The sequence below is a fragment of the Streptomyces sp. NPDC031474 genome, from assembly GCF_055581185.1.
Genome location: NZ_JBVIJX010000004.1, coordinates 103,724 through 125,379 on the forward strand (window position 1 = coordinate 103,724; position 21,656 = coordinate 125,379).

General features: G+C 72.3%; 17 protein-coding genes. 13 read left to right on the forward strand and 4 right to left on the reverse strand.

The annotated features are described in order from the left end of the window. Positions 1 to 41 precede the first annotated feature (41 nt). Complete coding sequence (locus ACZ5SK_RS08710) at positions 42 to 2,057, forward strand: ATP-binding protein (RefSeq protein ID WP_468575787.1); 2,016 nt, start codon at positions 42 to 44, stop codon at positions 2,055 to 2,057. Between the two features lie 45 nt (positions 2,058 to 2,102). Here the strand turns inward: ACZ5SK_RS08710 and ACZ5SK_RS08715 are convergent, their stop codons facing one another. Further along, entirely contained in the window at positions 2,103 to 3,485 is a 1,383-nt protein-coding gene (locus ACZ5SK_RS08715) for a ricin-type beta-trefoil lectin domain protein (RefSeq protein ID WP_334578552.1), read from the reverse strand. A 147-nt stretch (positions 3,486 to 3,632) separates the two neighbouring features. Continuing rightward, positions 3,633 to 5,036: a hydrolase gene (locus ACZ5SK_RS08720; protein WP_468575617.1), complete on the reverse strand. Its 1,404-nt coding sequence runs from the start codon at positions 5,034 to 5,036 to the stop codon at positions 3,633 to 3,635. Positions 5,037 to 5,381: 345 nt separating this feature from the next. On the opposite strand from ACZ5SK_RS08720, the gene ACZ5SK_RS08725 reads away from it, so the two are divergent. The 4 genes from ACZ5SK_RS08725 (at position 5,382) to ACZ5SK_RS08740 (ending at position 8,211) form a co-directional block, all read left to right on the forward strand. After that, positions 5,382 to 6,962, forward strand: a complete 1,581-nt coding sequence (locus ACZ5SK_RS08725; protein WP_334578554.1) for a phage tail sheath subtilisin-like domain-containing protein — start codon at positions 5,382 to 5,384, stop codon at positions 6,960 to 6,962. A gap of 132 nt (positions 6,963 to 7,094) precedes the next feature. Then, complete coding sequence (locus ACZ5SK_RS08730; RefSeq protein ID WP_334578555.1) at positions 7,095 to 7,538, forward strand: phage tail protein; 444 nt, start codon at positions 7,095 to 7,097, stop codon at positions 7,536 to 7,538. Then, positions 7,538 to 8,056: a hypothetical protein gene (locus tag ACZ5SK_RS08735; protein ID WP_468575618.1), complete on the forward strand. Its 519-nt coding sequence runs from the start codon at positions 7,538 to 7,540 to the stop codon at positions 8,054 to 8,056. The genes ACZ5SK_RS08730 and ACZ5SK_RS08735 overlap by 1 nt, the downstream gene beginning before the upstream one ends. Continuing rightward, a complete protein-coding gene (locus tag ACZ5SK_RS08740) occupies positions 8,053 to 8,211 on the forward strand; it encodes a DUF6760 family protein (protein WP_099936383.1) in 159 nt (52 codons plus the stop codon). Before ACZ5SK_RS08735 ends, ACZ5SK_RS08740 begins: the two co-directional genes overlap by 4 nt. 1,243 nt (positions 8,212 to 9,454) lie before the next feature. Here ACZ5SK_RS08740 and ACZ5SK_RS08745 read toward each other — a convergent pair. Continuing rightward, positions 9,455 to 9,817, reverse strand: a complete 363-nt coding sequence (locus ACZ5SK_RS08745) for a hypothetical protein (RefSeq protein ID WP_468575620.1) — start codon at positions 9,815 to 9,817, stop codon at positions 9,455 to 9,457. A 1,550-nt stretch (positions 9,818 to 11,367) separates the two neighbouring features. Here ACZ5SK_RS08745 and ACZ5SK_RS08750 point away from each other — a divergent pair. The 8 genes from ACZ5SK_RS08750 (at position 11,368) to ACZ5SK_RS08785 (ending at position 19,774) form a co-directional block, all read left to right on the forward strand. After that, positions 11,368 to 12,045 carry an extensin gene (locus ACZ5SK_RS08750; RefSeq protein ID WP_334578558.1) on the forward strand — a complete coding sequence of 226 codons (678 nt, stop codon included), beginning with the start codon at positions 11,368 to 11,370 and terminating at the stop codon, positions 12,043 to 12,045. 80 nt (positions 12,046 to 12,125) lie between these two features. After that, positions 12,126 to 12,551, forward strand: coding sequence for a phage tail protein (locus ACZ5SK_RS08755; RefSeq protein WP_327316555.1), 426 nt, complete (start codon positions 12,126 to 12,128; stop codon positions 12,549 to 12,551). A 119-nt stretch (positions 12,552 to 12,670) separates the two neighbouring features. Further along, entirely contained in the window at positions 12,671 to 13,396 is a 726-nt protein-coding gene (locus tag ACZ5SK_RS08760; RefSeq protein ID WP_334578559.1) for a CIS tube protein, read from the forward strand. Next, positions 13,396 to 15,303 carry a VgrG-related protein gene (locus ACZ5SK_RS08765; protein ID WP_334578560.1) on the forward strand — a complete coding sequence of 636 codons (1,908 nt, stop codon included), beginning with the start codon at positions 13,396 to 13,398 and terminating at the stop codon, positions 15,301 to 15,303. Before ACZ5SK_RS08760 ends, ACZ5SK_RS08765 begins: the two co-directional genes overlap by 1 nt. 46 nt (positions 15,304 to 15,349) lie before the next feature. Next, positions 15,350 to 15,790, forward strand: a complete 441-nt coding sequence (locus ACZ5SK_RS08770; protein WP_319677128.1) for a GPW/gp25 family protein — start codon at positions 15,350 to 15,352, stop codon at positions 15,788 to 15,790. Continuing rightward, positions 15,790 to 17,748: a putative baseplate assembly protein gene (locus ACZ5SK_RS08775; RefSeq protein WP_334578561.1), complete on the forward strand. Its 1,959-nt coding sequence runs from the start codon at positions 15,790 to 15,792 to the stop codon at positions 17,746 to 17,748. Before ACZ5SK_RS08770 ends, ACZ5SK_RS08775 begins: the two co-directional genes overlap by 1 nt. After that, the gene (locus ACZ5SK_RS08780; RefSeq protein ID WP_468575622.1) at positions 17,745 to 18,302 is read left to right on the forward strand and encodes a phage tail protein; all 558 of its coding nucleotides are present in this window, start codon (positions 17,745 to 17,747) and stop codon (positions 18,300 to 18,302) included. The genes ACZ5SK_RS08775 and ACZ5SK_RS08780 overlap by 4 nt, the downstream gene beginning before the upstream one ends. Next, positions 18,299 to 19,774, forward strand: a complete 1,476-nt coding sequence (locus tag ACZ5SK_RS08785; RefSeq protein ID WP_468575624.1) for an NADase-type glycan-binding domain-containing protein — start codon at positions 18,299 to 18,301, stop codon at positions 19,772 to 19,774. The genes ACZ5SK_RS08780 and ACZ5SK_RS08785 overlap by 4 nt, the downstream gene beginning before the upstream one ends. A 415-nt stretch (positions 19,775 to 20,189) precedes the next feature. On the opposite strand, the gene ACZ5SK_RS08790 is transcribed toward ACZ5SK_RS08785, so the two are convergent. Then, complete coding sequence (locus tag ACZ5SK_RS08790; protein ID WP_334578564.1) at positions 20,190 to 21,482, reverse strand: LCP family protein; 1,293 nt, start codon at positions 21,480 to 21,482, stop codon at positions 20,190 to 20,192. Between the last annotated feature and the right edge of the window lie 174 nt (positions 21,483 to 21,656).

A 21,656-nucleotide genomic window follows, 5' to 3' on the forward strand; every position in this document is an offset into this window, starting at 1 on the left:
AGCCGGCCGCGAACGGGGCGTACGCCGGAGAACAGCAGGACGTGGTCGTGGTCGCCGCCCCCGTCCCGGAGGGTGAGGACGGGGGGCTGCTCTCCCGCCTCTTCGTGCTGCGCGAGCGGGTCGCCGTACTGGTCGACCGGCGGGCCGCCGGCGATCCCACCGCCACCGATCCGCTCCGTGGGCTGTACCTCTCCGAGGAGGCCGTGCGTCAGCTGCTCGCCGGCGGGACGGCCGTCCCCGGCGACGACCTCACCGCAGCCGTCCCGCCCGCCGCCACCCCGGCCCCCGCCGACCCGCTCACCGCCCTCGCCGCCCGTCTCCGTCTCACCGACCTCGACGCCGCGATCCTCCTCATCGCGCTCGCGCCCGATCTGGACCGTGCCTTCGAGCCGCTCTACGGCTACCTCAACGACGACGTGAGCAGACGGCGCGCCACGGTCGGCCTCGCCCTCGAACTGTGCGGAGCGCCCGCGCACCGGGCCACCGCCCGCGCCCGCTTCCACTCCTCGGCCCCCCTGCGCGCGTACGGGCTGCTGGACGTCGAAGAACCCGAACGGCCCTTCCTGTCCCGCTCGTTGCGCGTCCCGGACCGGGTGCTCGCCCACCTCCTCGGCGACGACACCCCGGACGCCGCCCTGCACGGCAGCCTGCACCCGCTTCCCCCGCCGCTGCCCCTGTCCGCCGACGACGAGGACTTCGTCCACCGGCTGACCCGCCGACTGCGGGAGGGCGGCCCGCTCATCGCCTACCTGCGCGAACACCGCGAGGGCGACGGCCTCGCCGCGATCACCTCGGCCCTGCACGCCGCAGCCGTCGACGCCCTCCGCTTCACCGGGTCCGACGACCGCCTCCCCGGCCTGCTGCGCGAGGCGCGCCTCGGCGGCCGGGCGGTCGTCCTGTCGGGCCTGCCGGACCACCCGGCGGCGCTGATCGGCGCGTTGGCCGACGCCTCGGACGTCACCGTCCTCCTCACGGACCCGCGCCCCTACGACCCGCACTGGTCCACCCACGACCCCCTCGTCCTGGAGGCCCCCCGCCGCCGAGCAGGAGGGACGGCCACCTGGGCAACAGCCCTGGCCGCAACCGCCCCCACCCCCGGCTTCGACCTCGCCGCCACCGTCGCCCCCTACCGCCTCGGCGGCGAGCGGGTGGCGCGGGCCGCGCGCGCCGCCGCCGCCCTGGCCGCCTTCGAGGGCCGGCCGCTCACCGCCGACCATGTTCGCCTGGCCGCCCGCCAGCAGTCGGCCTCCGGCCTGGAACGACATGCGCGACGGATCCGGCCCGACGTCGGCTGGGAAGACCTGGTCCTGCCCGAGCGGCCGCTGACCCAACTGCACGAACTCGCCCTGCGCGCCCGGCACCGCGACCGCGTCCTCGGCGACTGGCGGCTCAGCGCCGGCGGCGGGCGCGGCCGAGGGGTGCTCGGGCTGTTCGCGGGCGAGTCAGGCACCGGCAAGACGCTCTCCGCCGAGGTCGTAGCCGCCGAACTCGGCCTCGACCTCTACGTCGTCCAGCTGTCCTCCGTCGTCGACAAGTACGTCGGCGAGACTGAGAAGAACCTGGAGCGCATCTTCACCGAGGCCGACCGCACCGACGCCGTGCTGCTCTTCGACGAGGCGGACGCGGTCTTCGGAAAGCGGTCGGAGGTGAAGGACGCGCACGACAAGTACGCCAACATGGAGAGCGCCTACCTGCTCCAGCGGCTGGAGTCCTTCGACGGCATCGCGCTGCTCACCACCAACCTGCGCGCCAACATCGACGAGGCGTTCACCCGGCGGCTCGACCTGGTGGTCGACTTCCCGTTCCCCGACGCCGGTCAGCGCCTCGCGCTGTGGCGGCACGGGCTGGTCCACGTCCCCTGCGCCGACGACATCGACCTCGAGCCACTGGCCAAGGACTTCGAACTCGCCGGCGGCTCCATCCGCAGCGCGGTCGTCACCGCCGCCTACCTCGCCGCCGCCCGCGACGAGCCGGTCGCCGACCCCGACCTCCTGGAGGGCGCCCGCCGCGAATACCGCAAGGCAGGCCGCCTGGTCCCGGGCGAGGCCAACTGGTAACTGCCGTATAGGGGACGGGAGTCGGCCCGGGTCAGGCCGTCGCCCTCACTGGGCGCGCCACTTCTGGTTCGGGGTGCCCGAGCAGGTCCACAGCTGAAGCTTCGTGCCGTTGCCGGTGCCGTTGTCCTTGGCGTCCACGCACTTGTTGGCCTGCGGGTTGACCAGGTCGAGGTCCTTGCTCAGGATGAACTGCTGGGCGGGGTTGCCGCTGCAGTTGGCCAGCTGGATGACCGCGCCGTCGTCCCGCGAGCCCCAGGCGACGTCCATGCACAGGCCGAGCGCGCGTACGGTGCCGTCCTTGCCGAAGATCCACTTCTGGTTGGCCGAGCCGGCGCAGTCCCACAGCTGGAGCGGGGTGCCGTCCTTGCCCTTGCCGTTCTGTGCGTCGGTGACGTCGATGCACCGGTTCGAGGCCTGGCCGATGATGATGGCGCCGGGCACCGGTGTCGTCTTGCCGGAGCCGCCCGAACCGCCGGTGTCCTTCTTGCCGCCGCCGCCCGACCCCGAGGAGCCGCCGGAACCGCCGGCCCCGGAGCCGCTGTCGTCCTTCTTCGGCGGGGCGGCCGGCGGCTGCTGCTCGGGCAGCGGATCGGCGGAGGCGTCCGCCTTGGGCGCGGACGGCGCGGAGACGGACGGGCTGGGCAGCGCGGTCGCGCCGGCCTCCGCGAGTTTCTCCCTGGTGTTGGTGCCGACCTGCGGCTTGTACGCCAGCCAGATCATCACGAACGCGATCGCCAGCGCCACGCTCAGACTGAGAGCCGTCGCCAGCCAACGCGGCAGGAAACCACGCTGCACGAACGTACCGTCCACCGACAACGGCACCGCACCCGACCGCTGCACGTTCAACGCATACGGCCGCTGCTCCTTCGACCCGAACCAGATGATCTGACGCGGACGAAGCGTCGTGTCCACGAACGCCGCCCGCCCCGGCTCGATCTGCACACTCCCCGGACTGAACTCGTACCCCAGATGATCACCCGTGTCCGCGCCCGCGACCGACGCCGTCACCCGCGTATTGCCGAGATTGTCGATCGCCAACCGCGGACGCCCCCGGAACCGCCCCTTCACCGTCGGCGGCACCAACTCCGCCCGCACCTCCGTGAACGGCGTGACCGTCAGATTCCCCTCCGGCACGGTCACCGCCTCCGGATGCTCCGTCGGCGTAATACGCACCGCATACGGGTTCGGCCCCGCTTTCGCGTCGGGGGTGCGCGGCGGGGCGAAGGTCAGCTCCACCGTGCCCGTCGTCCCCGGGAAGAGACGCAACGTCTGCGGCTCCACCGTCGTCCACGGCGCCACCGCGCCCACGGGCTCGAAACGGTACTCGTCGACGACGTCACCGGTATTGCGCACGCGCAGCCGTACGGTCGTGCTGCCGCCGGGGTCCACCGTCGCCGCGGCCGGTTCCAGAGAAGTCCACAGAGTCACCTGGCGACGCTACGACGCGGGGCGAGGACCCGTCAGGAAGCCGCAGGGCACGACCGCTGCCCGAAAGGGACGGCAGGTCGTGCCCCCACATACGGTTTCAGAGCGTCTCCGAGCGCCTCCGAGCGTCCGACCTGCCTTCCGATCGGCTCAGACCGTGAAGCGGACCGCCTCCAGCTGGAGCTTCTGCTCCATGGGGCTGCCGCCGTAGATCCAGTCTCCGTCCTTGGTGCAGCCGTTGCCCAGCCAGCCCCGGTCCTTGATGTGCGGGTTCTGGCAGACGGAGCCCTCGAACGTCTTGATCGTGTAGCCCTCCATCGCCGCGACCGCCGGCTTGCTGGAGCCCATGTACATGTTGACGCCGTCGCCGGCCTTCGACCACTTGTCGCCGGTCAGCCAGCCCCCGACCACATGGGCGGCGTTGCCCGTGACACCGCCGGTCCTCGCCGTGGCGATGTTGAGGGCCTTGATGGGCAGCTTCTTGCCGGTCGTACCGGCGATCGCGCCGTCGCATACCGGGGCCTGCCAGCCCTGGTCCGCCACATACGCGCGGTAGCAGATGTGCCGCCCGTCGCTGCGCGCCGCGAGCTTGTTCACGGCGTCGGCCGCCGTCTCCTGCTTGGGCTTCGCGGGAGCCTTCGCCTCACCGCCTCCGCCCCCGCCCCCGCCGTCGGCCGGGGCCTGGCTGGTGGCGGGCGCCTCGACCACGGCGGGGGCCGTCGGGGTGGGTACCAGGGCCGGGGCGCTGGGCGCCGCCGAGGGGCTGGGCGCCAGGGTGCTGACCCCGGCCGCGAGCTTCTCCCTGGTGTTGGTGCCGACCTGCGGCTTGTACGCCAGCCAGATCATCACGAACGCGATGGCGAGAGCCACGCTCAGACTGAGAGCCGTCGCCAGCCAACGCGGCAGGAAACCACGCTGCACGAACGTACCGTCCACCGACAACGGCACCGCACCCGACCGCTGCACGTTCAACGCATACGGCCGCTGCTCCTTCGACCCGAACCAGATGATCTGACGCGGACGAAGCGTCGTGTCCACGAACGCCGCCCGCCCCGGCTCGATCTGCACACTCCCCGGACTGAACTCGTACCCCAGATGATCACCCGTGTCCGCGCCCGCGACCGACGCCGTCACCCGCGTATTGCCGAGATTGTCGATCGCCAACCGCGGACGCCCCCGGAACCGCCCCTTCACCGTCGGCGGGACGAGCTCCGCCCGCACCTCCGTGAACGGCGTGACCGTCAGATTCCCCTCCGGGACAGTCACCGCCTCCGGATGCTCCGTCGGCGTAATACGCACCGCATACGGGTTCGGCCCCGCCGTCGCATCCGAAGTACGCGGCGGGGCGAAGGTCAGCTCCACCGTGCCCGTCGTCCCCGGGTAGAGACGCAGCGTCTGCGGCTCCACCGTCGTCCACGGCGCCACCGCGCCCACGGGCTCGAAACGGTACTCATCCACCACGTCACCGGTATTGCGCACGCGCAGCCGCACGGTCGCCCGGCTACCGGGGTCGACGGTGACGGAGGAGGGTTCGAGAGAAGTCCACAGGCTCACACACCGACGCTACGGCGAGGCCGGGGGGCGGGGTCAGAGGCCGGGGGGCAGGGTGCGTGCCCGACCGGACCCGACCGACTGCCCAACGGGACCCCGACGGACCGGCGGAGCGGGGCGCGCACTCCGGCAGGGACCGGGAAGCACGGGCGGGCACCCCCGAAGGGGCCGGTGGGCATCTCCGGGTTACCGCTGCGGACGAGGCGGCGCAGTGGGTTCGCGCGGGCCCCGCCTGCCCCCGAGGGCAACAGCTGTGCCCCGACCCGTGCACCGGGGGCCGTTTCGACGGACGCGCTTCGCGCGTGACGGTGAAAGACGTCCTGACGCGTACCCCGAGGAGAGCACAGCATGCCGTCCTACCTGTCGCCCGGCGTATACGTCGAGGAGGTGGCCAGCGGCTCCCGCCCGATCGAGGGGGTGGGCACCTCGGTGGCGGCCTTCGTCGGGCTCGCCCCGACCGGCCCGCTCAACGAGCCGACCCTGGTGACCAACTGGACCCAGTACGTGGCGGCGTTCGGTGACTTCACCGACGGCTACTACTTGGCGCACTCCGTCTACGGGTTCTTCAACAACGGCGGTTCCGCCGCCTACGTCGTCCGTGTCGGCGGTTCCCCGGCGGGCGCGGGCGGGGACGCCAAGTCCCCGGCGGCCGTGACCGGTTCCGCCGCCCCCGCCGCGCTGCCGGCCGGCGAGCCCCGGCAGCTCGGCACGTTCGCCGTGACGGCCGTGGCGCCCGGCAACCTGAGCGTCGAGGTCGCGGACGCGGAGGGCGAGGGCCCCGCCGAGCGCTTCAAGCTGATCGTCAAGGACGGCGACAAGGCCGTCGAGACGTTCGACGTGTCGGCGAAGAAGGGCAACCGCTCCTACGTCGTCACGCAGGTCAAGGAGCGCTCCAAGCTCATCACGGTGACCGAGGCCGCGCCGGCGGCACAGCTGGCCCGCCCGGACAACCAGACGGTCGCGCTGCCTTCCGCCCCGGCGTCCGCCGCGCCCGCCGTGCCGTCGGAGGAAGCGGGCACGGCCGGCCCGGCCCAGTACCTGGGCGACAGCTCCGACCGCACCGGCTTCGGCGGCCTGGAGGCCGTCGACGAGGTGTCGATGGTCGCGGTGCCCGACCTGATGGCCGCCTACCAGCGCGGCGCGATCGACCTGGAGCAGGTCAAGGCCGTCCAGCTCGGCCTGATCGCGCACTGCGAGCTGATGGGCGACCGCGTGGCGATCATCGACCCGCCGCCGGGCCTGAATGCCCGTCAGATCCGGGTCTGGCGCCAGGAGACGGCCGGCTACGACTCCAAGTACGCGGCCCTGTACTACCCGTGGATCAAGTCCTTCGACCCGGCCTCCGGCCAGGCCCGGCTGATCCCGCCGAGCGGTCACGTGGCCGGCGTGTGGGCCCGCAACGACTCCGAGCGCGGCGTCCACAAGGCTCCCGCCAACGAGGTCGTGCGCGGCGCGGTGGATCTGGAGATCCAGATCACGCGCGGCGAGCAGGACCTCCTCAACCCGATCGGCGTGAACTGCATCCGGGCGTTCCCGGGCCGCGGCATCCGCATCTGGGGCGCCCGCACCCTGTCCTCCGACCCGGCCTGGCGCTACCTGAACGTCCGCCGGTACTTCAACTACCTGGAGGAGTCGATCCTGATCGGCACCCAGTGGGTGGTGTTCGAGCCGAACGACCACGCCCTGTGGGCCAGGATCCGCCGCAACGTCTCCGCGTTCCTCGTGAACGAGTGGCGTTCGGGCGCCCTGTTCGGCGCCCGCCCGGAGGAGGCGTACTACGTCAAGTGCGACGAGGAGTCCAACCCGCCGGAGTCGGTCGACCTCGGTCGGGTGGTCTGCGAGATCGGCATCGCGCCGGTCAAACCGGCCGAGTTCGTGATCTTCCGGCTGGCCCAGTTCCAGAGCGGAAGCGGCGAGCTGGAGGAGTAGGCGCGCGGAGGGGCGCGCCGCGGCGCGCCGCGCCCCTCCGCTTCCGCAGACCGTTCAAACCGCAGACCTCAGACCGCGGACCGCAGACCGCAGACCGCAGACCGCGATCAACTCCCTTAGAAGGAACCGAAGATGAGTCTCCAGCCGGGTGACGCCCTTACTTCACACAATTTCGGCCTGCAGATCGACGGCGTCATGGTCGAGTACCTCGCCGAGGTCAGCGGCCTCAGCCTCGAACAGGACGTCATCGAGTACCAGCAGGTCTCCGCGCAGGGCAAGCCGGTCACCAAGAAGCTGCCCGGCGTGAAGAAGGCGGGCACCTGCACGGTCGTGCGCGGCATGACCCAGTCCGCGGCGTTCAACCAGTGGATCAGCGAGTCGATCAACGGCGTCATGGGCACCGCCCGCAAGAACGCCACGATCATGGTGATGGACTACCAGAACAACCCGGTCAAGCGGTACAACATGCGCAACGCCTGGTGCAGCAAGATCGACACCAGCTCGGTGAAGGCGGGCGAGGCCTCCGCGCTGACCGAGACCGTGACGATCACGTTCGAAGAACTGGTCATCGAGTAATGCGGCGTACGGCTGTACGGGGGCCGGTGGCGGGAGCGGATGCGGGAGCGCAGACGGTCGTCGGGGAGCAGCCTCAGGAGGCCGCCGCCCTGCTCCCGCCGGCGGCGCCCACACACGCGCCGATGCCGGCCCCGGTGCAGCAGCAGCGACTGCAGACGGAGTTCCCCTTCGAGCTGCCGCGCGGCTACGTCGACGAGGCGGGCACCGTCCACCGCGACGGCGTGATGCGCCTCGCGACGGCGCGGGACGAACTCGTCCCGCTGCGGGACATCCGCGTCCAGGAGAATCCCGCGTATCTGTCGGTGGTCCTGCTCGGCCGGGTCATCACCCGCCTCGGCACGCTCCCGCTCGTCCACGACGGGGTGGTGGAGAACATGTTCGCCTCCGACCTGGCGTTCCTTCAGGACTTCTACCGCCAGGTCAACGCCGAGGGGCACACCCGCGCCTCGGTGCAGTGCCCCCACTGCTCGGAGCCCTTCGAGGTGGAACTCGGCGGGAGCCGCCTGGGGGAATCGTGACGTACGCGACCGACCGGCTGCACGAGGAGATCGCGTACGTCGCCTACCACTTCCACTGGAGCCAGGACGACATCCTGGACCTGGAACACCACGACCGGCGCCGTTACGCCGACCAGATCGCGTCCCTGGTGACCAGGGGCCGGGCGGAGGGCTGAGGCATGGGGTTCCTACAACGGTTGCGGGGCGGCAGCGGACGCGGAAGCGGGACCGGGGGCGGTGGCGCCTCTGCCGCCGGCGGAAACGCGGGGACGTCCTCGGCGGGCGGTGCTGCGAGTACGTCTTCGGCGGGCGGTGAGACGGGTACGCAGGCGGCGGGGATCGGCGGTTCGGCTTCCGCTTCGGCTTCTGCTTCCGCTTCGGCGGGTGGGAGCGGTGCGGCGCCGCGAGTCGTGCCCGCCGCCTGGCCCTCGCTTCCGCCCATCCAGCGGACGGCGGCCGGGGGTACGGCGGGTGTCGCCGACGCCGGGTTCGGCGGTCGGCTGGCCACCTGGCAGAACCCCTCCTTCATCGGCACCCGTTCCCACTCGGTGCTGGACGCGGGCCCGGGCGGCCTGATGAGCAACCTGTCGGCTACCCCGCAGACCGCGGCAGAACCCGAGCGAGCACCTGCGCCCCCTCGCCCGGCACGACTCCAGCGCACGGTACCTACGACGCCGGGGGCGGGGCTTGGACCGGGGGCGGGGTTGGCACCGGGTGCGGGGCTTGGACCGGGTGGAGGACTGGCTCCGGGTGCGGGGTTGGCGCCGGGGCGGGGTCCCGGCCTGGCGCCGGGTCAGGGTCCGGGGCCGGCAGCCGGGACGCGTCCGACTCCGGGACGGGGTACGGCTCTTGCTCCAGGCGCGGGCCTGACGTCGGGTCCGCGCCCGCCCCAGGGACCGGGCCCCGGCCTGCCTCCGGGAGCGGGGCTGGCACCCAGTCCGCGCCTGCCCCAGGCACCGGGTTCCGGCATGCCTCCGGGTCCAGGCCTGACAGCCAGGCCGCGCCTGACTCCGGGGCCGGGTCCCGGTCTGACCCCGGGGCCGGGTCCCGGTCTGACCCCGGGAGCGGGGCCGGCACCCAGTCCGCGCCTGCCCCAGGGGCCGGGTCCCGGCCTGACTCCGGGGCCGGGTTCCGGTCTGACCCCGGGCCCAGGCCCGACAGCCGGGCCGGGGCTGCCTCCAGGACCGGGTGCGGTTCTGCCTGCCCGGTCGGGGCTGGCTCCGACCTCGACATCGGCTTCGGTTCCGATTCCGGTTCCGGCTGTCACTCCGAGGACAGCTCCGGCTCCGGCTTCGACTCCGCGGGCGGCTTCAACTCCCGTCTTGCGTTCGACTTCGACTTCGACTTCGGCTCCAACTCCGACGTCGGCGGCGGCTTCCGCTCCGAGGTCGGCCTCGGCTGCGCCTACGGCTTCGGCGCTCACTTCCGCGTCGGCTCTGGCTCCAACTCCGCGTTCGACTCCGGCATCGGCGGCAGCCCCGGCTTCCGCGCCGACCACGGCTTCGACGCTGCCCGCTCCCGCACGGGCTTCAATTCCCGTTCTGCGTTCGACTTCGACTTCGACTCCGACATCGGCGGCGGCTCCAACTCCCGCTCCGTCCACGGCTTCGACGCCCGCTCCCCCGCGGGCTGCGGCCCCCGCTCCGCGTTCCGCTTCGGCACCGCCCCCGGCAGCAGCCCCGCGTTCGGCACCAGCGTCGGGTCCGGTCCAGCGTTCGGCACCAGCGTCGGGTCCGGTCCAGCGTTCGGCAGCAGGGTCGGGTCCGGTCCAGCGTTCGGCACCAGCGTCGGCTCCGGTCCCGCGTTCGGCCCCGGATCCGACGTCGGCTTCCGCTTCGAACCAGGCCACCGCGCCTGCGTTGCCGCGGCCGTTCGAGTCCGCCGTCGCGTCCACGTACTCGGCGGCTTCCCCGGGTCCGGCGGCTCCGGTTGCCCCGGCTGTGCCTGTGGTGCCTGTGGTGCCTGTGGTGCCGACGCGATCGGCGGAGCCGGCCCCTTCCGCTGCCGCGGCCGTCCTCCCGGTGCGGGGCATCCGGGTCTCACCGGCGAGTCCTGCCCCGGCGACGGGCTCCGCTCCGTTGACGAGGTCGGTGTCCGCACCGGTTCAGCGGCGTACCCTGCCTGCCCGTCCCGCACCCGCACCCGCACCCGCACCCGCGTCGACTTCGTCGTCTGCGGCCGGCGGATCCCGCCAGGCCTCGGGGCGGAGTACGGGTACGGACACCGACGGCGGAGGCGCGGCGACCGGCAAGGAACCCGCTCCGGGACCGCGACAGGGCCAGAGCGCCGCTGCGGCTCCCGCGACGGCGCGGGCAAGCACGGACGGTACGACGTCTCCTGTCCCCGCCTCCGGCGGACAGCCCGTGGGGATCCAGCGAGCGGTACCCCGGCGCCAGAGCACCGCCTCGTCCAACTCCACCACTGCAACAGGCATTACGCCGCCCGTGCCCGGGCAAGCAGACGCCCTCTCGACGAGCACCCCGACCGCAGCCGACAGCACGCCGGCCTCCCAGCCGGTGCGGGTCCAGCGGGCGGTGCCTCAGCACGAGAGCACCATCTCGCCCAACACGCCGACCGCAAAGGGCGGTACGCCGCCCGCACCCGGCTCGGCCGGCACCGTCCCGATCAGCACGCCGGCCTCCCAGCCGATGCGCGTCCAACGGGCCGTACCTCAGCACGAGAGCACCGTCTCGCCCAACACCCCGACCGCAGCCGGCAGCACACAACCTCCCCAGCCCGTCGGGATCCAGCGCGCAGTGCGCGGGCACGAAGGCTCGACCCCGACCGAGACGCCCACGGCGACAGGCAGCACGCCCGCCCAGCAACCCGTCGGGCTCCAGCGGGCCGTTCCCCGGGGCGAGGGCGCCGACGTTCCCGGCACTTCCCCGTCCGCGAGGGTCGGTGCCGCGCCCGCGCCCGCCTCCCTCGGCGTGCCCCGTGCGGCAACGCCTCCCGAGTCGCGCCCTTCCCTGTCGAAGCCGAGCGTTCAGCGCACCGCCTCCGACGCACCCGCACCCACACCCGCACCCGCGCGTAGGGCGGGCCTCGGCACCCCCACGAGCCTCCCCCCGAGCCGACCGCGCCCCGCGGCAGCCCCCCACGCACCCTCGGTGACACCTCCGCCCCTCGGCGCCCCCATCCAGCGCACCGCCATACCCACACCTCCCGCACCTCCCACGCCCCCCACTCCGCCCTCCCGCCCCCTAGTGGGCGCCCCTCTCCCCACGCGCCCTTCCGACGCCAAGCCCCTCGACGCACCGAGCGGCATTCCCGTCGCGCCCCAGAGCGCCACCCCCCGGACGGCGACGGCCCCCGAAGGCCCACGCCCCGTCGTGCAGCGCACCACCACGACCGCCACCGCCACCGCGACCGCCACCGCCACCGCCACCGCGACCACGCCTCCGGTCGCCCCCCAACTCCCGTTCCCCACCCGCACGGTCCGCCCCACGCTGCCCCAGACGACGACCGCGCCCCCCGTCTCCCCGATGCCCCCGTCGCCCCCGATGCCCCCGTCGCCCCTCCAGCGTCGAACGGTCACGGCCCCCGTACCCCTGCGCCGCACCACGCCCGGCACCACCACGACCCACCCCGTGGCGCACCCCATAGCCCGCCCGTACCTCCCCCCGGTCGCCCCCCGCCCGGCCACACCCCCCGGCGTCCAGCGCAGCCCCCTGCCCGCCCAGGCCGCGCCCACCCCGACGCCCCCCGCACCACCCACACCCGCCCCCACCCCCACAGTCCAGCGCCGCACCACCACAGCCACCACCAAGAACACCCCCTCGAAGCAGGCATCCCCCCGCCCCTCCCTCGGCCCCCCTTCCGGCGCCGACCGGAACTCGGCCTGTCCCGCGCCCGAGGAGGCGTACCCCGGCTTCGATCCCCGCGCGCTCACCGACTTCCAGCTCGACGAGCTGACGCACCGTCTGACCGGCCGCATCACCCGCCTCCTGCGCACCGAGCTCCGCCTCGACCGCGAACGAATCGGCCGACTACGAGACCCCCGCCGCTGACCACAGCCCCCACCACTCAGACCTCACCACTCAAATCCCACCACCCACCACTCACCGCTCCCAGAAAAGGCCAGGCCCCGATGCCCTCCGATCTCGACCCGGGCTCCACGATCTTCTTCACCCTGACCATCGACGGCGAGAGCCTCGGTTACTTCAACGGGTGTGAGGGGCTGTCGTCCCAGGTGGAGATCGAGCACCGTCAGGAGGGCGGTAACAACGGGTTCGTCTGGGCGCTGCCCTCCCGGGTCACGTTCTCCACGATCCGGCTGACCCGCCCCCTCACCCCGGACACCACCAAGGTCGCGAAGTGGATCTCCTCGGTCACCACCGGCGTGACCCGGCCGACCGCGCAGATCGCGGCGTTGCGCGCGGACGGCTCCGAGGTCGCCCGGTGGGGCCTGATCGACGTGCTGCCGGTCAGCTGGCAGGGGCCGTCGCTCAGCCCGGACAGTCCGGGCGTGGCCACGGAGGTCCTGGAGATCACCCACCACGGCTTCACGGACTAGGCCGGAACGGACCGGAACGAAACAGGTCGCATCCGGACAAGACCGAACGAGGCCGAACAAGGCCAAAACAAGGCGAACAAAGCCTGACGAAGCCGAACGGGACGGAAAGGGCACAGAACATGGCCAAGGGAAGCAAAGGCGGCGCCGGCAAGAGCCTGGTCCGTGCCACTCTCGCGATCCACGAACCGCCGGTCGGCACCAGCACCACCCCCGGCGGGCTGATCAAGTCCTTCGGGTTCGACTTCAACCCGGCGCAGCTCCAGCTCGGCCGCCGGGCCCAGTGGAAGGTCACGCCGACGGCGGCCGTCCGCGACGGCTCCGTACCGGAGTTCATGGGACCCGAGCCGCGCGAGATGACCGTCGAGATCTTCCTCGACTCCTCCGACCAGCCCGGCAGCAACACCGTCCTGAAGAAGGTGGAGTCGCTGCTGGAGTGCTGCGAGGTGACCACCAAGAGCATCGCGGCCAAGCAGCCGTCGCCGCCCTGGGTGGTGTTCCAGTGGGGTTCGTTCTCCACGGCCCGCTTCACCGCCTACGTCAGCAGCATCGACGTCACGTACTCGCTGTTCGGCACGACCGGCGTCCCCATCCGGGCCACCTGCCAGGTGCACCTGCACGAGATCCCCAGCAAGACGAAGGGCCAGAACCCGACCTCCGGCGCGCTGACCGCGCAACGCGTGCACCGGGTCGTCGCCGGGGACTCGCTCCAGTCGCTGGCCTGGCGCGAGTACGGGGACGCCTCCGCGTGGCGGTCGATCGCCGAGGTCAACGGCATCGACGACCCGTCCCGCCTGCCGACGGGCATCGAGCTCGTGCTGCCCGCCGTAGAGGAGGTGCGCTACTAGTGGTCCAGTCCGCGTTCTCCAGCGTCATCCAGGTGACCCTCGGAGGCCGTCCGCTGCCCGTCGACTTCGCGCCGCTGCTGGTGGAAGGCTGGGTGGACCAGGGGCTCGGCGTCCCCGCCGCGTTCCGGCTCACCTTCCGCGACCCCTACCGTCAGGTCCTGGGCAAACTGGGCGTCAAGTTCGGCACGCCCGTCGTCCTCGCGCCGATCGCCGACGGCAAGGGCGCCTCGGACCCGCTCCTCACCGGCGAGGTGTGCGGTCTGGAGGCCGACTACGACGGCACCGGCACCTTCACCGTCATCCGCGGCTACGACTTCGGCCACCGTCTGATGCGCCAGCGCCGGGTCGCCGCGTACCGCAACCAGAGCGCCTCCGACATCGCCCGCAAGCTGGCCGCGCAGGACGGCGTCCCCATCGGGAAGATCCAGTCGACGAAGACGGTCTACGAGTTCATCAGCCAGGCCAACGTCACCGACTGGGACTTCCTCGCCCGGCTCGCCGACGAGAACGAGATGGTCATGTCGGTCGACGCGAAGGGGAAGTTCCAGTTCCTCAAGCCCGACCCGGCGTCCGGCGCGCCGCCCACCTCCACGCCCGGCGACAAGAGCCCGTTCGTCCTGGAGGCGGGCACCGACATCCTGCGCCTGCGTGCCGCCGTCACCGCCGCCGAGCAGGTCGGCACGGTCGAGGCACGCGGCTGGGACGTGACGACGAAGAAGAAGCTCACCGCCACCGCGCCCGCGAAGACCAACCCCGGCATCAGCATCGGCACGACGCCCGGCGAGGCCGCCGCCAAGTTCAAGGCGGCCAAGCTGGTCGACGCGCAGACGCCGTACGACCGGCAGTCGGAGGTGAAGTTCGCCGCCGAGGCCCTCGCCGACGACGTCACCGGCTCGTTCGCCGAGCTGGAGGTCATCGCGCGCGGCACCCCCAAGCTGCGCCCCGGCCTGCCCGTCGCCCTCGCCGACGTCGGCGACCCCTTCGAGGGCAAGTACACGGCCACGTCCGTACGGCACGTCTTCGGCGACGGCAAGCACTACGAAGCCTGGGTCACCGTCAGCGGACGGCAGTGGCGGTCCCTGTACGGGCTGTCCTCCGGCGGCGGGAACGCCTCCAACGGCCTGAACCTCCCCGGCACCACCAACGCCCTGGTCACAGACGTCCAGGACCCCCTCAAGCAGGGCCGGGTGAAGCTCCAGTTCCCCTGGCTCGACGACGCCTACATCAGCGACTGGACGCGGGTCGTGCAGTGGGGCGGCAAGGACGGCGGGTCGATCTTCCCGCTCGACGTCGGCGACGAGGTGCTGGTCGCCTTCGACCGGGGGGCCCTCGACCACCCGTACGTCATCGGCGGCCTCTACAACGGCAAGGACAAGCCGACCCCCGTGAAGGACGTGCCGCTGCACGACGGCGCCCGCCGCCGCGCCGCCCGGCACACCCTGTCCGACCGGGACGGCAACCGCGTCGACCTGCTCAGCCAGAAGACCGGCGGCCGTAAGCAGGGGGTGCGGGTGACGTCCGGCGACGACCGGCTCGTCATCAACCTGGACCGGACGAAGACCGAGATCACCGTCGACAGCAAGGGCACCGTCAGCATCACCGGCAGCCGGTCGGTGTCCATCGAGGCCGGCACCGACCTCACGCTCAGCGCGCGCCGCAAGCTCACCATCAAGAGCGGCGGGCTGCTCGACATCCGCGGCACCGGCATGGTCAACGTCAAGTCGCTGACCAGCGTGGTGAACGTGGACGCGATGGGCGCGCTCAGCCTCAAGGCGGGCGGCGCCGCGACCGTCAGCGCGGGCGGCACCATCCAGGTCAACGCCACCGCCAACGTGGGCATCCGGGCCGCCACCCTCCTGCTGCAAGGCGTCGTCATGGTCAACAACAAGCCGTATCCGATCCCGTGAGGACGGCCGAGCGGTACCGGAAGAGGAGAAGGCAGGTGGCCGTCTGATGGCCGAGCAATTCGTCGGATCGGGCTGGGCGTTCCCGCTCCGCATCGGCCCCACCGGGGGCATCGCCCTGGTCAGCGGGGAGCGCGAGATCGAGGAGGCGATCCGGCTCATCCTCGCCACCGCCCCGGGCGAGCGCCCCATGCGCCCGGAGTACGGCTGCGCCATCCACGACCTGGTCTTCGCCCCGGTCAACGAGGCGACGGCCGGCCGTATCCAGCACGAGGTGTACGCCAGCCTGGACCGCTGGGAGCCGCGCATCGAGGTCACCGACGTCGAGGTCACCGCGGGCGCCGAGCAGGGCGTGCTCTTCATCGACGTCCGCTACGCGATCCGCGGCACCAACAACCCGCGCAGCCTCGTCTTCCCCTTCTACGTCATTCCGTCCCACGACGAGCCGGACCTGCCCGGCTCCGGTACGGCTTCCGAAAGCGACCGCTGATGGCCCTGCCCTCCCCCAACCTGGACGACCGCCGCTTCCAGCAGTTCGTCGACGACGCCAAGCGCTACATCCAGCAGCGTGCGCCGGAGTGGACCGACCACAACGTGTCCGACCCGGGCGTGACCCTCGTCGAGACGGTCGCCCACATGGCGGACCAGATCGTCTACCGCCTGAACCGCGTCCCCGAGAAGAACCACCTCGCCTTCCTCGACCTGGTCGGCATCCGCCTCTTCCCGCCGTCCGCCGCCCGCACGGAGGTGACGTTCTGGCTGTCGGCGCCCCAGGAGGAGCCGGTGCTCCTGCCGGTCGGCACGGAGGTGGCGACGGTCCGCACGGAGAGCGAGGACGCCGTCGTCTTCGCGACGGAACGCGAACTGACCGTCGTACCCTGCCAGTTGCGCCATCTCGTGGTGCAGCACCGGGGCGAGCCGGTCACCGACCGGACCACCGACCTCACCGAGGGCAAGGACCTGCTCTGCTTCGCCGAGGCGCCGCAGCCCGGCGACTGCATGCTGTTCGGCCTGAGCGCCGCCGTCCCGCACTGCGCGGTGGTCCTGGAACTCGACAGCCGCGTCGACGGCGTCGGCGTCGACCCCCGTCAGCCCCCGCTCGTCTGGGAGGCCTGGACGGAGGACGGCTGGCAGGAGTGCGAGGTCGACCGCGACGGCACGGGCGGCCTCAACCGCCCCGGCGAGGTGGTCCTGCACATCCCCGGCGGCCATGTCCTGTCCCGCTCCGGCGGCCAGGAGGCCGGCTGGCTGCGCTGCCGCGTCACCGAGCCCCTGGCCGGCCAGCCCTTCTACACCACCTCGCCGACCGTGCGCTCCGCCGAGGTCTTCACGATCGGCGGCACCGCCCCCACCGTCCACGCGGAGACCGTCCACGACGAGGCCCTCGGCGAGTCGACGGGCCTGCCGGGCCAGCGCCTGACCCTCACCCACGCCCCGGTCGTGGGCGACGACCCGCCGCTTCTGCTCCAGACCGCGGAACACGAGGGCTGGACCGACTGGCAGGTGGTCCCGCACTTCGCCGCGTCCGGCCCGCACGACCGCCATGTCACCCTCGACGCGGCGACCGGCGAGATCGCCTTCGGCCCGTCCGTCCGCGAACCCGACGGCAGGCTGCGCCAGTACGGCGCCGTCGCCCCCAAGGGCTCGGTCATCCGCGCCCGCCGCTACCGCACGGGCGGCGGCCGGTCCGGCAACGTCGCCCGAGGCGCGGTCCAGGTCCTGCGTACGTCCGTCCCGTACGTCTCGGAGGTCGTCAACCGCGAGGCCGCACGCGGCGGGGTGGACGGCGAGACCGTCGAGGAGGCGAAGCTGCGCGCCCCGATCACCCTGCGCGCCCAGGAGCGGGCGGTGACCCTGCGCGACTACGAGGAACTCGCCCGCCGGGCGGCCCCGGAGACCGCCCGCATCACCTGCCTGGAGGGCGAGCCCGACGAGCACGGCTCCTACGCCGTACGGGTGTTGGTGGTCCCGCAGGCCGTACCGGACCCCGGCGGCCGCCTCCGCTTCGAGCAACTCGTGCCCGGCGACTCCCTGTTGGACCGCATCACCCGGCACCTCGACGAACGCCGCCTGATCGGGACGCGGTTGGCGGTCGGCCCGCCGTACTACCAGGGCGTGACGGTGGTGGCGACGGTGCACGCCTTCCGTGGCGTCGACACCGACCGCGTCCGCCGCCAGGCCCACGACGCCCTCTACCGCCACCTCGACCCGCTGACCGGCGGCGCCGACGGCAAGGGCTGGCCGTTCGGCCGTCCGGTCCAGTCGGGCGAGGTCTTCGCGGTGCTCCAGCGGGTCCCCGGAGTGGAGCTGGTCGACCAGGTCACCCTCCACCCCGCCGACCCCCTGACGGGCAAGCGCGGCGAGGCCACCGACCGCATCGACCTGGCCGCCCCGGCCCTCGTCTTCTCCTACGACCATCGAGTCCGCGTGATCGGAGACGGCTCGTGAGGGGCTCGGTCGACGGGCTGGGCTCGTCCGTCCCGATCGGCGCGATGCTGCCGGCCGTCTTCGCGGACGACGACCTGGCGCAACGCTTCGTCGCGGGCCTCGACGAGGTCATGGCGCCCATCCTCAACGCCTTGGACTGCCTGCCCGCCTACTTCGACCCGGCCCTCGCCCCGATCGACTTCACCCGCTGGCTGACGGGCTGGGTCGGCGCGGAGACCGACGGCACGGAACCGGAGCCGAGGCTGCGGTCAGCGGTCGCGGCGGCCGCGTATCTGCACCGGGTGCGCGGCACACGCCGCGGTCTGTCGGAGGCCATCCGGCTGGCGTTCGGCGTGGAACCGGAGATCGACGAGAGCGGCGGATCGGCCTGGAGCGCCCGCCCCCTCGGCCCGTTCCCGGGCGACCACCGCCCCCACCTCCACGTCACGCTCCGCCTGCCCGCCCCCTCCCCGGCGGACGAGCACCGCCTGGACACCCTGGTGGCCGCCGCCCGCCCCGCCCACATGCCGTACACGGTCAAGGTGACCGCCGCTGAAAGGACCCCGGAGAGATGACCACCCAGAACTGCGCCGAGTGCGGCACGCGCGCCGAGCCCGGCCAGTCCTTCTGCGACGCCTGCGGCGCCGTACTGAGCTGGACAGACCGAGCGACGGCACGGGCGGGCGCGGCGGCTGGGTCGGCAGCGGCGGCCGACACGGGCTCGGGCTCGGGCTCGGCAGCCGGTGCGAGCGCCGGTACGGGTCCAGGTACGGGTGCGGGTCCGAGGGCAGGAGCGGGCTCGGGCGGCACCGGCTCGGCCAACGGGTCGGCGCCCGAGGAGGCCCCGCAGCCACCGTCGGCTGCGCCCGGCCCGGAGGCCACCGCGGGTACCAGTGCCGACGCCGGTTCCGGTTCCGATGCCGTATCCCGTACGACCCCCACGGCTGCCGCCACAGCCACCGCCCCGGCGGACGACGACCACGACTCGGACGACGACGAGGACACCACGGAGACTCCCCTCCCGGCCATCCCGCCGGAGGACGGCACCGCCGCCCCATCGACCCCCGCCCCGACCCCGGCTCCGCATCCCGGCGAAACCGCGCCGACCACCCCCACCCCCACCCCGACTCCCGCCCCCGCGCTGGGCGACACGATGGCCGCGCGGGCCCGTTCCCTCCTCGTCCCCGTCACCGACGCGGAGCCCCGCCCCGCCGCACCCCCGTCCGTCGCGCCGGTCCTGCCGGGCCGGCCGGTCGCGGACCGGCCGCAGGTCCGCGCGCCCGGCCCGGTCCAGGGCGAGCAGCACGGCGTCGCGTGCCCCTGGTGCGCCACGCCCAACAACCCCGACCGGCATTTCTGCGTCCGCTGCGCGATGCCCATGACCCTCGAGGACCGCTCCTCGATCCGCCTGCCCTGGTGGCGTCGCCTGTTCAACCGCAACGGCGAGACCCCCTGGGCCGGCGACCGCCCGCGCCTGCGCCGTACGTTCGACCGCATCGTCAGCTGGCTGGTGGCCGCGGTCGTCCTCACGCTCGTGATCATCGCGGGGGTGAACACCCCGGACGCGATCCAGGCCACCCGCGACCACTTCGCCAAGCGTGCGCCGGTCACCCCGGACTCGTTCGCGGCGTCGCGCTCCTACCCGGGGCACAAGCCGGAGCTGGCCTTCGACAAGCTCAACAACACCTGGTGGGGTCCCGGTGTCTCGCAGTCCGGCGAGGGCGAGTGGATCGAGGCGAGCTTCGACCAGCCGACGCGACTGCTGGACCTGATCATCACCTCGGGCACGTCGATCCGGCCCGACCAGCTCGACGACTCCGCCCTCCCCCACCGCATCAAGGCGACGATCACCTTGAAGGACGGCAAGACCACGACCCGGGAGCTCACCCTGGACCAGAGCGCGGGCGGTCAGCGGCGCGCGTTCCGCGTCGGCGAGGTCACCAAGGTCCGCTTCACGATCGAGTCGTCGTACTCGGTGTCCGGGAGCAAGCAGGTGTCGATAGCCGAGATCGAGTTCTTCGGCCCGTCGAGCGCGAACGCGTCCTGAGCATGGCCTGACGGCCGAAGAGAAGGGCCGCGGCGGACGGGAGAACCCCTCCCCACGTCAGCCGCGGCCCTTCCTCCTGCTCGACGCGGCGACCTCCATGGCGGTCATCGCCCTCTACGACTCCCCACCCCCACCACCCTCACGGCCTGAGGCAGCTCAGTAAGCCGGCGCGGAGGCGCAAACGAACGAGTCCCACCCCGCCTGACACGGGATGGGACTCGTTCTCGATGGAGCGCCGGGCAGGCCTTGCACCTGCATTTCCCCGCAGGAAGCGGGGCGTCTTTCCTTGGACCACCAACGCAGAGGTCGTTCACCGTTTTTCTTTCCGGTGACCGGCTCAAGATCAAGCTTACCCCATTCGGCGGGTGCGTTTGACCATGTACATCGCCAGGCCTCGATCGTCAGGCCTCGATCGTCAGGCGACGTCGTCGATCTTCAAGTCCTGCCCGACGACGAGGGTGACGACCCCTGCGGCGGCCGAACTGTCCGCCGTGGGCGTCAGGTTGGGCAGCCTGGAGGCGATGACGGCGGCCTTGCCGTCGAGCCCGGCCGGGTAGGTCAGGGTCGACTTGGCCACCGTCTGAGGCGCGTTGCCCGTGCCGGTGACCGTGTAGCCGGCTTCCTTCAGCTTCTCCGCGACGGCGGCGGCGCGCCCCGAGACGCCCGTGCCGTTGAGGACTTGGACGCGCACGCTGGAGGCGTACACCACGTTCTTCTTCGCCGCCTCCAACTGCGGCTTGGTGACCTCCTTGTCCTTGGCCAGGGAGGTGAACAGGTCCGCCGCCTGCGGGTACTGCCACACGACGTTGGCCTTGTCGGCCGGGTTGTCGGCGACGCGCCCGTAGTTGGGCACGGTGAGGAAGCTGAGGCGGTCGCTCGGGATGCCCTTGAGCTCGTCGGCGAGTCCGTACAGCGGCTGGATGCCGGCGATGTCGGGGTCGGTCGTGAGGGACTTGGTGATCGACTGCAGGAAGCCGTACATCGCGTTCGGGCTCGTGAGCTTCGACTTGGCCTTCTTCGCCAGGGCGTCCATGAACTCCTGCTGGCGTCCGATGCGCCCGATGTCGGAGTTGTCGCCGACGCCGTAGCGGGCGCGGACGTAGCCGAGCGCCTTCTCGCCCTTGACGGTCTGGCAGCCGGCCTCCATGTCCAGGCGGGCCTTCTCGGAGTGGATGGCCTGCTTCGGGCAGACCTCGATGCCGTCCAGCGCGTCGACCATGCCCTTGAAGCCGGAGAAGTCGACCGACATGAAGTGGTCGATGCGCAGACCGGTGTTGGACTCGATGGTCTTTATCGTGCAGGCGGCGGCCTCGCCGACCTTGCCGTTGCTGCCGCCGATCGCGAACGCCTCGTTGATCTTGAAGTGGTGCGGGGAGGACGGCTTGCCGTCGCCCTTCTCGCAACTGGGTATCTCCACATACGAGTCACGCGGGAAGGACACGACCGAGGCCCACTTACGGTCGGCCGGTATGTGCAGCACCATCAGCGTGTCCGACTGCATGGTGGTCAGATCCTTGCCGTACTTGGCGTTCGCGCCGTCACGGCTGTCGGAACCGACGATCATGATGTTCTTGGAGCCAGGACTCAGGTTGACCGGCCGGTTGCCGCCCAACTTGTCGTCCACAGCAGCCGAGTTGATGTTGTTGTTGAGGTCGTTGTAGATCCACGCGCCGACCCCGCCGATGCCGAGGACGACGACGGCCGTCACACCGGCCCCCCACGCGAGGATCCGCCCGCGCCGGGTCAGCCGGGTCCCGCCGGACCTGCCCGGTCCGGCCCCCCTGCCCCTGCCCCTGCCCGAGGGACCGTTCCCCTGGATGTTCCCGCGGCCGGTCGCCTCCACTGGAGTACGTCCACGCCTTCTCGTTCCGCTCACCGGCGC

What these genes read in the sequence shown, in the direction of transcription:
- ACZ5SK_RS08725 (WP_334578554.1), top strand. Translation starts at nt 5,382, where the DNA reads ATGCCGTCCTACCTGTCGCCCGGCGTATACGTCGAGGAGGTGGCCAGC.
- ACZ5SK_RS08730 (WP_334578555.1), top strand. Translation starts at nt 7,095, where the DNA reads ATGAGTCTCCAGCCGGGTGACGCCCTTACTTCACACAATTTCGGCCTG.
- ACZ5SK_RS08735 (WP_468575618.1), top strand. Translation starts at nt 7,538, where the DNA reads ATGCGGCGTACGGCTGTACGGGGGCCGGTGGCGGGAGCGGATGCGGGA.
- ACZ5SK_RS08755 (WP_327316555.1), top strand. Translation starts at nt 12,126, where the DNA reads ATGCCCTCCGATCTCGACCCGGGCTCCACGATCTTCTTCACCCTGACC.
- ACZ5SK_RS08760 (WP_334578559.1), top strand. Translation starts at nt 12,671, where the DNA reads ATGGCCAAGGGAAGCAAAGGCGGCGCCGGCAAGAGCCTGGTCCGTGCC.
- ACZ5SK_RS08770 (WP_319677128.1), top strand. Translation starts at nt 15,350, where the DNA reads ATGGCCGAGCAATTCGTCGGATCGGGCTGGGCGTTCCCGCTCCGCATC.
- ACZ5SK_RS08775 (WP_334578561.1), top strand. Translation starts at nt 15,790, where the DNA reads ATGGCCCTGCCCTCCCCCAACCTGGACGACCGCCGCTTCCAGCAGTTC.
- ACZ5SK_RS08785 (WP_468575624.1), top strand. Translation starts at nt 18,299, where the DNA reads ATGACCACCCAGAACTGCGCCGAGTGCGGCACGCGCGCCGAGCCCGGC.